This is a genomic window from Roseateles sp., from assembly GCF_036486225.1.
In the GTDB taxonomy this organism is placed as follows: Bacteria; Pseudomonadota; Gammaproteobacteria; order Burkholderiales; family Burkholderiaceae_C; genus Roseateles.
In genome coordinates, this window is the sequence record NZ_DASVNZ010000019.1 from 1 (window position 1) to 13,301 (window position 13,301).

Here is a 13,301-nt window from a genome sequence, read left to right on the forward strand (position 1 = left end):
CAGCAGCAGCCAGCGCGGCGCGCCCGCCTGCGGCACGAAACGCCGCAGCGCCAGCACGGCGCCATAGGCCAGCAGCGCGAAGAGCCCCAGCGCGACAGCGAAACCGCCCGTCGCCGCCAGGCCCAGGCGCCAGTCCGCCGACAGCGCCGTCAGCACCGCGGCAAAACCGATGACGCCGGCCAGCAGCACGGCGATCGAGCCGGCCTTCGGCCGACCCAGCTCGCGACGGATCACGCGCAGCGGCGGCACCGCCGCCAATTGCAGCACCGGCGGCAGACCGAAGCCCAGCAGCAGGCTCATGCCCATGCCCAGGCCCAGCAGCACCGGCCAGAGGCCGGGCGCCGGCAGGTTGACCTCGATCAGACCGGCCAGCATCGCGATGAACCCGTAATGCAGCAGGAAACCGAGCAGCACGCCGATCGCGCTGCCGACCAGGCCGACGGTGGCGAACTCCAGCGTGAACACCCAGGTCAACCGCCGCTGCGGCTGGCCGAGCACGCGCAGCATCGCGCAGTCGTCGAGGTGGCGGTTGGCGAACTCCCGCGCGGCGAGCGCGACGGCGATCGCCGCCAGCAGCGCGGCCAGCAGCGCGACGAGGTTCAGGAACTTGGTCGCTCGGTCCAGCGTCTGGCGCATCTCGGGGCGGCCGGTCTCGAGGGACTCCAGCCGCACGCCGCGCCAGTTGCCGTCCTTCAACTGCTGGCGGGTCTGCGTGTTGAACTGCTGCACCGAGGTCGGTTCACCGATCACGGCGAAGCGGTAGGTGATGCGGCTCGCGGGCTGGATCAGCCCGGTCGCGGCGATGTCGGCCTGCGCCAGCATCACGCGCGGCGCGAAGTTCATGAAACCGGCGCCGCGGTCGGGCTCGTTCGAGATCTCGCCGGCGATCTTCAGCGTCGCGTCGCCGAGCAGCAGCGGATCACCGACCTTCAGCCCGAGCGCGCTCAGCACGCCCGGATCGACCCACACGGTGCCCGCGGCCGGTGCGCCCACCTGACGGCCGTCCTTCAGTGATAGCGCGCCGCGCAGCGGATACCGCGGGCTGACCGACTTCACCGCCACCAGCCGGCTGCCGCCGCCCTGGTCCTCGTTGGCGCGCGCCATGCTGGGGAAGTTCAGCGTCTCGACGCTGCGCATGTTCAGACGTTCAGCAAGTTCCCGGACCGGCGCCGGCGTCGGTTGATCGCTGGCGACGACCGCGTCGCCGCCCAGCAGTTGCGCCGCGTCCCGGCGCAGGCCCTGGTCGAGCCGGTCCGACAGGAAGGCCACCGCGCACACGGCGGCGACGGCCAGCATCAGGGCCAGGATCAGCAGGTGGAGTTCACCAGCGCGGAAGTCGCGCCAGGTCTGCAGACCCATCTGCCGCCACAGCGATGGCGGTCGACGCCCGGTGGGAGCACCGGAAGCCGGTCGGCCAGCGGAGGTGTCGGGAGGAGTACCGGCGGGGGTGGCCGACGGAGAAGACGGGTGCGCGCTCATGCGCGGACTGTAGCGAACCGCATGCCCGCGCGCTGGCACGGGGGTGCGGGCATGCAATCGGCTTGAACAGTCCGTGCAACCGGTTTTGACGATGCGGGGCGCTCCCAGGCGTTCAATCGATTGCATGAACACCCACTTCCCTCCCCTGTTCGTCTCCCATGGCTCGCCCATGATTGCGCTGGAGCCCGGCGAGGCCGGTGCCTTCATGCAGCGTCTCGGCCGCACGCTGGACGCCGTCTGGGGCCGGCCGAAGGCCGTGCTGGCGATCTCCGCGCACACGACGGCGCGTGAGGCCGTCCTGCTGGGCACCGACCGCCATGAGGCGGTGTACGACTTCGGCGGATTCCCGCCGGCGCTCTACCAGTTGCGCTACGACGCCCCTGGCGACCGCGCGCTGACCGCGCAGATCGGCGAGACGCTCGCCCTGCCCGTCTTCGACCATGCCGGACTGGACCACGGGATCTGGACCTCGCTGCGATTCCTCTATCCCGACGCCGATGTGCCGGTCATCCCGCTCACGCTGACGGCGCACGCCTCACCGGCGCAACTGATCGAACTCGGAGAGAAGCTGCAGGCGCTGTCGCGCGAAGGCGTGCTCATCCTGGGCACCGGCAGCATCACGCACAACCTGCGGCTGCTGATGCGCGCAGCGTCGGACGACGCGCCGGAGATGGCCGAATCGGCCGCCTTCCGGACCTGGTTCGCGGAGCGTTCTGCGGCCCGGGATTGGGAAGCCCTGGCGGCCTACCGCACGCAGGCGCCAAGCGCCGCGTTGATGCATCCGACGGACGAGCACCTGCTGCCCTGGTACGTCGCCGCGGGTGCCGGCGGGCGCGACGATGCGCCGATCCGCATCCACGACGGCGTCACCTTCGGGGCGCTGGGGATGGATGCCTACGCGTTCGGCCCGCAGGCGCAGCGCCTGTCCCAGGCGCTGGCGGGTTGAACGGGCCGGGGCCGTCAGGGCCCCGGCGGCATCGCGACCGTGGGAACGGTCGGGACGGTCAGCGCGTTCAGATGAAGATCGCGGCCAGGATGCCGAGGATCAACGCCCACTTGACGACGTAGTAGCCGGTGCGGGACTTCGCCTTGAAAGCCTTGAAGAACAGGCGCACCTTGTAGGCGTGATAGAAGAACTTGTTGAGGCCGCCGATGGGCTCGCTCTCCAGGTTCTGCGTGGCGGCCGAGGTCATCACCAGCTTGCCGAAGGCGCGGTTCAGCCAGCGGATCGGCGCGAAGTGCACCGGACGCTCCACGTCGCAGAACAGGATCACGCGCTGATGCGTCGTGGTGTTCTCGGCGTAGTGGATGAAGGTCTCGTCGAACATCACGTCCTCGCCGTCCTTCCAGTGGTACTTCTCGCCGTCGACGTCGATGTAGCAGCCGGGGTCGTTGGGCGTCGTCAGGCCGAGGTGATAACGCAGCGAGCCCGCGTACGGGTCGCGGTGGCGCACCAGCTTCGCGCCCGGCGGCAGCGACGCGAACATCGCCGCCTTGACGCCGGGGATCTGCTTGAGCAGCTCGACGGTCTTCGGGCACAGCGCGTTCGCCGAGGCCATGTCCCGGTCGTACCACTTCAGGTAGAAGCGCTTCCAGCCGGTGCGGAAGAACGAGTTGAAGCCGATGTCGTTGTAGCCGGACGCGGCCTTGATGTAGCCCTCGTCGTTGAGCTTGAGGGCTTCCTCGCGGATCACCTGCCAGTTGTCGCGCAGCAGGCCGAGCTCGGGGAACGCCGAGGTCTTCAGGTAAGGCGTCGCCGGCGCGCGCGAGAACAGGTACATGATCGCGTTGACCGGCGAGATCAGCACGGTGAAGTCGGTCAGCGCGCGGGCCAGCTTGAAGCGGACACGGCCGCGGAAGTGCGCGTACAGCGCCGAGGCGATGAAGATCGCCAGCACCCAGTAGCGCGTGGGCGGCAGCCAATCGGCCATGTGCGGAACTCCTGCAAGAGAAGCCCGGGATTATCGACGATCGAACGCGAGTGACACCGCCCAGAACATCAAACCCCCGAACGCCAGGGCGACGCCCACCCAGCCGGTGGACGTCCAGCCATGGCCGGCGGCGATGGCCAGCCCGCCCAGCCAGGGGCCGAGCGCGTTCGCCGCGTTGAAGGCCGAGTGGTTCAGGGCGGCGGCGAGCGTCTGCGCCTCGCCGGCGACGTCCATCAGCCGGGTCTGCAGCACGGCGCCCAGCCCGCCGCCGCAGCCGATCAGGAAGACCACCGGCAGCAGCGTCCACAGGCTGCCCGCGGCGAACGGGTACAGCGCCAGCGACGCGGCACTCCACAGCAGCAGCCCGCCGATGGTGGGCATCAGCGCGCGGTCGGCGGCCCAGGCCGAGACCAGCGTCCCCGCCGTCATGCCCATGCCGAACACGCTCAGCACGACCGGCAGCATGCCGGGGCCGGTGCGGGTGACCTCGAGCAGCGTGGAGCCGAGGTAGGTGTAGACGGCGAACATGCCGCCGAAGCCGATGGTCGCGATGCCGAGCGTCAGCCAGACCTGGCGGCGGCCGAGCGCGCCGAGCTCGCGCATGGCGCTGGCGCCCGGCTGGACGCAGTCGCGCGGCGCATGCATCGCGACCAGTGCGGCCGTCAGCAGCGCCAGCAGCGTCACCACGCCGAAGCCCCAGCGCCAGCCGGCCCACTGCCCCAACGAGTTGGCCAGCGGCACGCCGATGATGGTGGCGACCGTGAGGCCCAGCATCATGAGACTGACGGCCTGGGCGCGCCTGGCCGGCGCTACCAGCGAGGCGGCGACCAGCGCGCCCACGCCGAAGTACGCGCCGTGCGGCAGGCCGCTGAGGAAGCGGAACAGCAGCATCGCGTGATAGCTGGGCGCGAGCGCGCTCAGGCCGTTGCCGACGGCGAAGGCCAGCATCAGCAGGATCAGCAGCGTGCGCCTCGGCACCTTGGCGCCGAGCACGGCCAGCAAGGGCGCGCCGACGACCACGCCCAGCGCGTAGGCGCTGATCACGTGACCGGCGGTCGGCGCGTCGATGCCGAGATCGGGCGCGAAGAACGGGACCAGGCTCATTGCCGCGAACTCGGTCGTGCCGATCGCGAAACCGCCGATGGACAAAGCGAGCAGCGCCCACCCGGTGTGCGTGGCGGGGGTCGGGTCGTCGGAGAGCTGGGGGGAGGCGATCGGCGAAGCGGCGGACATGTCGGACAGCTGAAAGGGAACGCTCAGGGCGCGTTCAGGAAACGTTCAGCATTGCAACACGGATCGGGTCGCCCCACCGAGGGCGGGGACTGGAGAGCGCCCTGGGGAAAGGGCGCGGACGGCGGTACGGCGCCGACGTCGGCGGCCTTTGTCGAAGGCCTGCATCTGGAGCGGGCGAAGGGAGTCGAACCCTCGTCATTGGCTTGGGAAGCCAAGGTAATAGCCGTTATACGACGCCCGCGGAGGAGGCGGATTATGACCCAAGCCCGCCCCTGCCCAAGAGGCGCGGATCAGCGACCGCGCTGGCCGATCAGTTGGGCCAGCAGACGCTGGAGTTCTGCCTCGGCGAGCGGGTTCAGGCCCAGGAAGCGGCAGCCGATGTGGACCTGCTCGCCGGCCAGGAAGGAGCGGAAGCTGCGCCGGATGCGCACTTCGAGGTCGGCCACCAGCACGAGCTGATCACCGACCATCACCCGCGCCTGCGGGACCTTCTGGCCGAGGAACAGGCCGCGGCCCTCTTCCACCGAGCCGCGCAGCCCGAGGCCGCCCAGGGACACGTCGTCCACGTTCAGGCTGCGGGCGCGGCCCAGCAGCATGAACTCGACGCGCACCGCCGGACCGAGCGGCACGTCGCGGCGCGGCGTGGTACGCCGCTCGTCGCCATCGGCGTCCTCGGTGTCTTCGGTGGCAGGCGCCGCCGCGTCGATGACATCGGCATCGGCGATGACCGCAGCTTCCGCGGGAGCGGCTGCTGGCGCTGCTTCAGCCGCGGGCGGCTTCGGTCGGAGTCGTAGGCGGAACATGGAAAGGTCGCAAAGCTCGGGCTCCCGGGTTGTATGCGCTCCGGGTGAACGCCTTCATGTCTGGCCCACCACGAAGCGTGATGGATTTCACGCCCTCGAACATCTACTTACAGAGCCTCGGGCGCCGTCGTTCGCGCGGCGGTTGCCGTCTCAATCCCAGGCCGGTGCGAAGTCCGGATTGGCCAGCCGCTCGCCGCGATCGAGCGTGGCGAAACGCGCGATGTCCTCGTCGCTGAGACGCAGCGCCGTGGCCGTCAGGTTGGCGGCCTGGTTCGACGGCTTGGTCGACGACGGGATCACCGTGAAGCCTTGCTGCAACAGCCAAGCCAGCGCGACCTGGGCCGGCGTCGTGCCGTGCCGGGCGGCGATGTCCAGCAGCACGGGCTCGGTCATGACCTTCCCGTAGGCCAGCGGCATGTAGGCGGTCAGGTGCAGGCCTTGCGCCTTCGAGAAGTCGACGACGCGGCGGTTCTGCAGGAACGGGTGGATCTCCACCTGGTTGGTCGCGAGCGCGCCGACGCCCACGATCCCGATCGCCTCACGCATCTGCGCGACGGTGAAGTTGGACAGACCGATCGCCCGTGTCAGACCGAGGCGCTTCGCCTCCATCAGCGCATCCAGCGTCTCTTTCAGCGGCACGGCATCGCCGGGCGACGGCCAGTGGATCAGCGTCAGGTCGACCACGTCCGTGCGCAGCTTCGCGAGGCTTTCGCGCAGGCTGGGAATCAGGCGCTCGCCGGACAACTGCTCGGTCCAGATCTTCGTGGTGACGAACAGCTCGTCGCGCGGCACCGTGCTTTCGGCGATCGCCTGGCCGACCTCGGCTTCGTTGCCGTAGATCTGGGCCGTGTCGATGTGGCGGTAGCCGAGCGACAGGCCGCTCTTGACGGCATCGATGACGGTCTGGCCCTTCAGTCGGAAGGTGCCCAGGCCCAGCGGAGGCATCGGAAGGGAAGCGGCTTGGGAAGCGGGGATGCTCATGAGGAACTCCAGGAAGTGGTGGGATGGACGCCCGGATGTTTTGCGTCCGTGTGCGGTCAATGGCCGACGGCGATCGGGGCGGCGCCGGCGGCGCGCGCCGGCAACGGGAAGCGGCGGTCGAGGCGTCCCGCCAGCACGGTGAGCGCGAAGGCGCCGAGCACGACGATGGCGCCGATCCACGGCGTGTGGATCAACCCCAGGTGTTCGACGATCAGTCCGCCGCCCCAGGCGCCACCCGCGATGCCGAGGTTGAACGCGGCGATGTTCAGGCCCGACGCGACGTCGACGGCCCGGGGCGCGTGGGCCTCGGCCTGCTGGACCACGTAGACCTGCAGACCCGGCACATTGCCGAAGGCGAAGGCGCCCCAGGCGAGGACCGTCAGCACGGCGGCGATCGGCGACTGCGCGGTGATGCTCAGCACGAACAGCACGGCGGCGAGTCCCAGGAAGATCAGCTTGAGCGCACCGATCGGACCGCGCTTGTCCGCCAGCTTGCCGCCCCAGACGTTGCCGACCGCGACCGAGATGCCGTACACGAGCAGCACCAGGCTGACGCCGTTGGCGGAGATGCCGCTGATCTGCTGGAGGATGGGCGCGAGGTAGGTGAAGGCGATGAAGGAGCCGCCGTAACCGACGGCCGTCATCGCGTAGACCAGCAGCAGACGCGGCTGGCGCAGCGGCTCGAACTGGTGGAGCAGGCTGGCCGGCGCGGGCTGGGCGAGCTTGCGCGGCACGAAGATCAGGCTGGCGACGAAGGCGATCAGCCCCAGCGCCGCGACGGCGAGGAAGGTCGCGCGCCAGCCGAAGTGCTGGCCGACGAAGGTGCCCAGCGGCACGCCGGTGACCAGTGCGACGGTGAGGCCCGAGAACATCGTCGCGATGGCGCTGGCGGCCTTCTCACGGGGGACGAGGCTGGTGGCGATCGTCGAGCCGATCGAGAAGAACACGCCGTGCGCGAGGCCGGTGAGCACGCGCGCCACGACGAGCGCGCCGTAGCCGGGCGCGAGCCATGCGAGCAGGTTGCCCGCGGTGAACAGCAGCATCAGCGCGAGCAGCAGCTGCTTGCGCGGCCAGCGGCCGGAGAGTGCGGTGAGGACGGGGGCGCCGATGGCGACGCCCAGCGCGTACAGCGAGACCAGCAGGCCCGCGGACGGCAGGCTGACGCCGAGGTCGGCGGCCATGGTCGGGATCAGGCCCACGATGACGAATTCCGTGGTCCCGATGGCGAAGGCGCTGACGGTCAGCGCCCACAAGGCGATCGGCATGATGAGGCTCCTGCAAGACGGAGAAATTGGGGAACGGTCGTCAGTGTTCCCGCTTGTGGTTTGCAGAAAAAGCCTCGATTGACCAAAATATTCTTGCCTCAAACGCAAGTAACGCAAGAAGCGCCATGAAAAGCTCCCTCGATGAACTCGCCGTCCTCGCCGCCATCGTCGACGCGGGATCGATCAGCGCGGCGGCGGAGCATCTCGGGCAGACGGTCTCGGCGGTCAGCCGCTCGTTGAGCCGCCTGGAGCAGAAACTGGGCACGACGCTGATGCGGCGCTCCACCAGACGCCTTGAGCTCACCGAGGAGGGTCAGTTCTTCCTCGCCCGGGCCCGCAGCGTGCTCGCCGCGGTCGAGGACGCCGAGGAGCAACTGGCGCTGCGCCGCGACCAGCCCGCCGGGCGGCTGCGCGTGAATGCGGCCTCGCCGTTCATGCTCCACGTGCTGGTGCCGCTGATCGGCGGATTCCGCGAACGCTATCCGCAGATCGAGCTCGAACTCAACAGCAGCGACCAGATCATCGACCTGCTGGAGCAACGCACCGACGTCGCGCTGCGCATCGGCACATTGGCCGATTCCTCGTTGCATGCGCGGCCGCTCGGCAGCTTCCGGCTGCGGATGCTCGCCAGTCCCGCCTACCTCGCCGCGCACGGGCGTCCGACCAAGGTCGAATCGCTGGCGAATCATTCGCTGCTGGGATTCACTGCGCCGGAAAGCCTCAACACCTGGCCCTTGCGCTGGTCCGGCGGCGAGGGGTATCCGATCAAGGCCGCGGTGAGCGCGTCCTCCGGCGAGACGCTGCGCCAGCTGGCGCTGGCCGGCCAGGGCATCGTCGCGTTGTCCGACTTCATGACCGCGCGGGACCGCGCCGACGGCACGCTGGTGCAGGTCCTCGCGACGCACACCGTCGACACGCGCCAGCCGGTGCACGCGGTCTACTACCGCAACACCGCGCTGGCTTCGCGCATCACCTGCTTCCTCGACTACCTCGCCGCCGAGATGGTGACGCTCGCGGCCTGAGCCGTCCGGGCCGCACGCCGGCGGCCGAGTGGCGTCACGTAGCGATCACTTGTTCACGTCGCCCACGCACAGGTACTTCGTCTCGACGTACTCGTCGATGCCCTGGTGGCCGCCCTCGCGGCCCAGGCCCGACTGCTTGACGCCGCCGAACGGCACCTCGGCCGTCGAGATGAGGCCCGTGTTGATGCCGACCATGCCGTACTCCAGCCCCTCGGACACGCGCGTGATGCGGCCGATGTCGCGGGCGTAGAAGTAGCTCGCCAGGCCGAACTCGGTGGCGTTGGCCAGCGCGACGCCCTCGGCCTCGGTGCCGAAGCGGAACACCGGCGCCACCGGGCCGAAGGTCTCCTCGCGCGCGCACAGCATGTCGGCGGTCGCCTCCGACAGCACCGTCGGCTGGAAGAAGCGGTCATGCAGCCGCGCGCCGCCGACCAGCACCTTCGCGCCCTTCTCCACCGCGTCGGCGACGTGGCGCTCGACCTTCTCGATCGCCGCGTCCTCGATCAGCGGTCCCTGCGTCACGCCGGGCTCGAAACCGTTGCCGACCTTCAGCGCGCCGACCTTCTCCGCCAGCTTCGCCACGAACGCGTCGTACACGCCCGCCTGCACGTAGAGACGGTTCGCGCACACGCAGGTCTGGCCGGCGTTGCGGTACTTGCTGGCAATCGCGCCCTCGACGGCGCTGTCGATGTCGGCATCGTCGAAGACCAGGAACGGCGCGTTGCCGCCCAGTTCCAGCGAGAGCTTCTTGATCGTGGGCGCGCACTGCGCCATCAGGATCCGGCCGACCTCCGTCGAGCCGGTGAACGACAGATGCCGCACCACGTCGCTCTCGCACAGGACCTTGCCGATGGCGATCGACTGCTCGCCGTCGCCGGTGATCACGTTCAGCACGCCGGCCGGCATGCCGGCGCGCTGTGCCAGTTCCGCCGCGGCCAGCGCGGTCAGCGGCGTCTGCTCCGCCGGCTTGATCACGACCGGGCATCCGGCCGCCAGGGCCGGCGCGACCTTGCGCGTGATCATCGCCAGCGGGAAGTTCCACGGCGTGATGGCCGCGCACACGCCCACCGGCTGCTTGATGACCATGTAGCGCTTGGTCGCGTCCGTCGTCGGCACGATCTCGCCACGCACGCGCTTGGATTCCTCGGCGAACCACTCGACGAAGCTCGCGCCGTAGGCGATCTCGCCGCGCGCCTCCGCCAGCGGCTTGCCCTGCTCCGCCGTCAGGATGCGCGCCAGGTCGTCCGCATGCTGGGTCAGCAGGTGGAACCAGCGCATCAGGATAGCCGCGCGCTCCTTGGCCGTCTTCGCCCGCCACGCCGGCCAGGCGGCGTTCGCGGCCGTCACGGCCGCATCGGCCTCGGACGCGCTCAGGTTCGCCACGTGCGTCAGCGGCACGCCGGTCGCCGGGTCGGTCACGTCGAAGCGGCTCGCGCCGCCCACCCATTCGCCGTTGATCAGCGCGTCGGTCTTGAGCAGGCTCGGATCCTTGAGCTGCGCCAGCGGGGAGGTCTTGGGGTCCATCGTCGCCATGTCGTTTCTCCGGGGAAGGCCGGCATCCTAGCGGCGGCACCGTGACCGCCATGTCAACACCGTGTCAACGGGCACGGCTCCTATAATCGAAAGCTTCGCGAAATCGGGCGCCGACCCCGCCATTCCATCAGCCACAGCGGACGGAAAGACGGATGGAAGAGCGGCAATCCGCGCACCCGCGAAGATACAAACTGAATCCATCAACCGGTTCAACCCCCTGATTCATGTCGCAGCCCCGGCTGCGCCACCTCCGACCCGCCAGGCCCATCAAGCAAAGGACAGGCATGAAAGCCGCAGAGATCCGTCACACCTTCCTGAAGTTCTTCGAGTCCAAGGGCCACCAGATCGTCGCGTCCAGCCCGGTCGTGCCCGGCGACGATCCGACGCTGCTGTTCACGAACGCGGGCATGAACCAGTTCAAGGATGTGTTCCTGGGCTTCGACAAGCGCGCCTACTCGCGCGCGACCACGGCGCAGAAGTGCATCCGCGCCGGCGGCAAGCACAACGACCTGGACAACGTCGGCTACACGGCGCGCCACCATACCTTCTTCGAGATGCTGGGCAACTTCAGCTTCGGCGACTATTTCAAGAAGGACGCCATCGGCTTCGCCTGGGAACTGCTGACCGAGCACTTCAAGCTGCCGGCCGAGAAGCTGTGGGTGACCGTCTACTCCGAGGACGACGAGGCCTACGAGATCTGGAACAAGCAGGTCGGCGTGCCCGCCGAGCGCATCGTGCGCATCGGCGACAACAAGGGCGGCCGCTACATGTCCGACAACTTCTGGATGATGGGCGACACGGGCCCCTGCGGCCCCTGCACCGAGATCTTCTACGACCACGGTCCGGACGTGGCCGGCGGCCCTCCGGGTTCGGCCAACGAGGACGGCGACCGCTACATCGAGATCTGGAACAACGTCTTCATGCAGTTCAACCGGACTGAAGACGGCGTGATGCACCCGCTGCCCAAGCCCAGCGTGGACACCGGCATGGGCCTGGAGCGTCTGGCGGCCGTGCTGCAGCACGTGCACTCGAACTACGAGATCGACCTCTTCGTGAACCTGCTGGCCGCGGCCAAGCAGAGCGTGGACGCGGCCACGCCGAGCATCGTCGTTGGCGGCGGCGACTGCGACCGGGAATCGCCGTCGCTGAAGGTCATCGCTGACCACATCCGCGCCTGCTCGTTCACCGTCGTCGACGGCGTGATCCCGGGCAACGCCGGCCGCGGCTACGTGCTGCGCCGCATCGCCCGCCGCGCGATCCGCCACGGCTACAAGCTGGGCGCGCGCACCCCGTTCTTCCACAAGCTCGTGGCCGCGCTGGCCAAAGAGATGGGCGAAGCCTATCCCGAGCTGCGCCGCGACGAGGCCCGCGTCACCGAAGTGCTGAAGCAGGAAGAGGAACGCTTCTTCAAGACCATCGCCACCGGCATGGAACTGCTGGAATCGGCCCTGGCCGGCGGCGCGACGCAGATCGACGGCGACACCGCCTTCAAGCTGCACGACACCTACGGCTTCCCGGTCGACCTGACCGCCGACGTCTGCCGCGAGCGCGGCGTGACCGTCGACGAAGCGGGCTTCAACCGCCTGATGCATGAGCAGCGCACCCGCCAGCAGGACGACAAGTTCAAGCGCACGCAAGGTCTGTCGTACGAAGGGCAGCCGACGACCTTCCATGGTTACGAACACCTGGTGCGGGAAGACGCCAAGGTCGTCGCGCTGTACGTCGATGGCACGTCGGTCCAGAGCGCCGGCGCGGGCGACGATGTCGTCGTGGTGCTTGATCACACCCCGTTCTATGCGGAGAGCGGCGGCCAGGTCGGCGACACCGGCGACCTGCGCAATGCCACGACGCGTGTCGTGATCGAGAACACCCTCAAGATCCAGGCGGATGTCTACGGTCACCACGGTCAGGTGGTCGAGGGCTCGATCCAGGTCGGCGACGTCTTCGCCGCCAAGGTCGACGCCGAGCGCCGCGCGAAGACGGTCCGCAATCACAGCGCGACCCATCTGATGCACAAGGCGCTGCGCGAGGTGCTGGGCGCGCATGTCCAGCAGAAGGGCTCACTGGTCGATGCCGACCGGACCCGCTTCGACTTCGCGCACACCGGCCCGCTGACGGCCGAGGAGATCCGCAAGGTCGAAGACCTCGTGAACGCCGAGATCCTGGCGAACGCAGCGGCCAACGCCGCCGTGATGCCCATCGACGATGCGCAGAAGTCGGGCGCGATGATGCTGTTCGGCGAAAAGTACGGCGACGAGGTGCGCGTGCTGACCATCGGTTCCAGCAAGGAACTCTGCGGCGGCACGCACGTGGACCGGACCGGCGACATCGGCGTGTTCAAGATCGTCTCGGAAGGCGGCACCCAGGCCGGCGTGCGCCGCGTCGAGGCCGTCACGGGCAGCAACGCGCTGGCCTACCTGCAATCGCTGGAAGACACGGTCGACAATGTCGCCGGCACGCTGAAGACGACGCCGTCGGAAGTGCCGGCGCGCCTGGGTGCCCTGCTGGATCACGTCAAGCAGCTCGAGAAGGAACTCGAAAAGCTCAAGGGCAAGCTGGCGTCCGCGCAGGGCGACGAACTGCTGTCGCAGGCCGTCGACGTCAAGGGACTGAAGGTGCTGGCGGCGACCCTGGTCGGCGCCGACGCCAAGACGCTGCGCGAGACGATGGACAAGCTCAAGGACAAGCTCAAGACCGCCGCGATCGTGCTGGCCGCCGTCGATGGCGACAAGGTCCAGCTGGCCGCGGGCGTCACTGCCGACAGCATTGGCAAGGTGAAGGCCGGCGAGCTGGTCAACTTCGTCGCACAGCAGGTCGGCGGCAAGGGCGGCGGCAAGCCGGACCTGGCGATGGCCGGCGGCACCGACGCCAAGGCCCTGCCCGCCGCGCTGGCGAGCGTGCAGGCCTGGGTCGGCGAACGCGTCTGACACAAACCTCGAACAGACTCCGGGACACGGGCAGCCATACGGGTAGCCATACGGGCGGCGATCGAACCGCCGGCCCCGGAGTTCCGACGAACAACCTCTTCAAGGGCCCCGGTCGGGCCCTTGTCGT

At 69.1% G+C, this 13,301-nt stretch carries 10 protein-coding genes and 1 tRNA gene; 3 read left to right on the top strand and 8 right to left on the bottom strand.

The genetic code is table 11. The annotated features are described in order from the left end of the window. Positions 1-1,359 (bottom strand): ABC transporter permease (locus tag VF536_RS01700; protein ID WP_331613053.1); only part of this gene is annotated, 1,359 nt, incomplete at its 3' end. A gap of 244 nt (positions 1,360-1,603) precedes the next feature. On the opposite strand from VF536_RS01700, the gene VF536_RS01705 reads away from it, so the two are divergent. After that, on the top strand, positions 1,604-2,425 hold the full coding sequence (locus tag VF536_RS01705) for a class III extradiol ring-cleavage dioxygenase (protein WP_331613054.1): 822 nt from the start codon (positions 1,604-1,606) through the stop codon (positions 2,423-2,425). A 67-nt stretch (positions 2,426-2,492) separates the two neighbouring features. Here VF536_RS01705 and VF536_RS01710 read toward each other — a convergent pair whose 3' ends face one another. From VF536_RS01710 to VF536_RS01735, 6 genes are all read right to left on the bottom strand, one after another. Further along, positions 2,493-3,410: an aspartyl/asparaginyl beta-hydroxylase domain-containing protein gene (locus VF536_RS01710; RefSeq protein WP_331613055.1), complete on the bottom strand. Its 918-nt coding sequence runs from the start codon at positions 3,408-3,410 to the stop codon at positions 2,493-2,495. Between the two features lie 30 nt (positions 3,411-3,440). Then, on the bottom strand, positions 3,441-4,643 hold the full coding sequence (locus VF536_RS01715; protein ID WP_331613056.1) for an MFS transporter: 1,203 nt from the start codon (positions 4,641-4,643) through the stop codon (positions 3,441-3,443). 166 nt (positions 4,644-4,809) lie between these two features. Further along, positions 4,810-4,884: transfer RNA gene (locus VF536_RS01720), tRNA-Gly, on the bottom strand. Positions 4,885-4,933: 49 nt separating this feature from the next. After that, positions 4,934-5,446 (bottom strand): PilZ domain-containing protein, encoded by a 513-nt coding sequence (locus tag VF536_RS01725; RefSeq protein WP_331613057.1) that lies wholly within the window; start codon positions 5,444-5,446, stop codon positions 4,934-4,936. A 150-nt stretch (positions 5,447-5,596) separates the two neighbouring features. Then, complete coding sequence (dkgB, locus tag VF536_RS01730) at positions 5,597-6,427, bottom strand: 2,5-didehydrogluconate reductase DkgB (protein WP_331613058.1); 831 nt, start codon at positions 6,425-6,427, stop codon at positions 5,597-5,599. Between the two features lie 56 nt (positions 6,428-6,483). After that, positions 6,484-7,692 carry an MFS transporter gene (locus tag VF536_RS01735; protein WP_331613059.1) on the bottom strand — a complete coding sequence of 403 codons (1,209 nt, stop codon included), beginning with the start codon at positions 7,690-7,692 and terminating at the stop codon, positions 6,484-6,486. A gap of 125 nt (positions 7,693-7,817) precedes the next feature. Here VF536_RS01735 and VF536_RS01740 point away from each other — a divergent pair, with 125 nt between their 5' ends. Then, on the top strand, positions 7,818-8,714 hold the full coding sequence (locus tag VF536_RS01740) for a LysR substrate-binding domain-containing protein (RefSeq protein ID WP_331613060.1): 897 nt from the start codon (positions 7,818-7,820) through the stop codon (positions 8,712-8,714). 45 nt (positions 8,715-8,759) lie between these two features. Here the strand turns inward: VF536_RS01740 and VF536_RS01745 are convergent, their stop codons facing one another. Continuing rightward, positions 8,760-10,238: an NAD-dependent succinate-semialdehyde dehydrogenase gene (locus tag VF536_RS01745; protein ID WP_331613069.1), complete on the bottom strand. Its 1,479-nt coding sequence runs from the start codon at positions 10,236-10,238 to the stop codon at positions 8,760-8,762. A 293-nt stretch (positions 10,239-10,531) separates the two neighbouring features. Here VF536_RS01745 and alaS point away from each other — a divergent pair, with 293 nt between their 5' ends. Then, the gene (gene alaS, locus VF536_RS01750) at positions 10,532-13,174 is read left to right on the top strand and encodes an alanine--tRNA ligase (RefSeq protein WP_331613061.1); all 2,643 of its coding nucleotides are present in this window, start codon (positions 10,532-10,534) and stop codon (positions 13,172-13,174) included. Positions 13,175-13,301: the final 127 nt, after the last annotated feature.

Bases quoted from the DNA above. Each gene is read 5' to 3' on its own strand.
- VF536_RS01705 (WP_331613054.1), top strand. From the start codon at position 1,604: ATGAACACCCACTTCCCTCCCCTGTTCGTCTCCCATGGCTCGCCCATG.
- VF536_RS01710 (WP_331613055.1), bottom strand. From the start codon at position 3,410: ATGGCCGATTGGCTGCCGCCCACGCGCTACTGGGTGCTGGCGATCTTC.
- VF536_RS01715 (WP_331613056.1), bottom strand. From the start codon at position 4,643: ATGTCCGCCGCTTCGCCGATCGCCTCCCCCCAGCTCTCCGACGACCCG.
- VF536_RS01725 (WP_331613057.1), bottom strand. From the start codon at position 5,446: ATGTTCCGCCTACGACTCCGACCGAAGCCGCCCGCGGCTGAAGCAGCG.
- dkgB (WP_331613058.1), bottom strand. From the start codon at position 6,427: ATGAGCATCCCCGCTTCCCAAGCCGCTTCCCTTCCGATGCCTCCGCTG.
- VF536_RS01735 (WP_331613059.1), bottom strand. From the start codon at position 7,692: ATGCCGATCGCCTTGTGGGCGCTGACCGTCAGCGCCTTCGCCATCGGG.
- VF536_RS01740 (WP_331613060.1), top strand. From the start codon at position 7,818: ATGAAAAGCTCCCTCGATGAACTCGCCGTCCTCGCCGCCATCGTCGAC.
- VF536_RS01745 (WP_331613069.1), bottom strand. From the start codon at position 10,238: ATGGACCCCAAGACCTCCCCGCTGGCGCAGCTCAAGGATCCGAGCCTG.
- alaS (WP_331613061.1), top strand. From the start codon at position 10,532: ATGAAAGCCGCAGAGATCCGTCACACCTTCCTGAAGTTCTTCGAGTCC.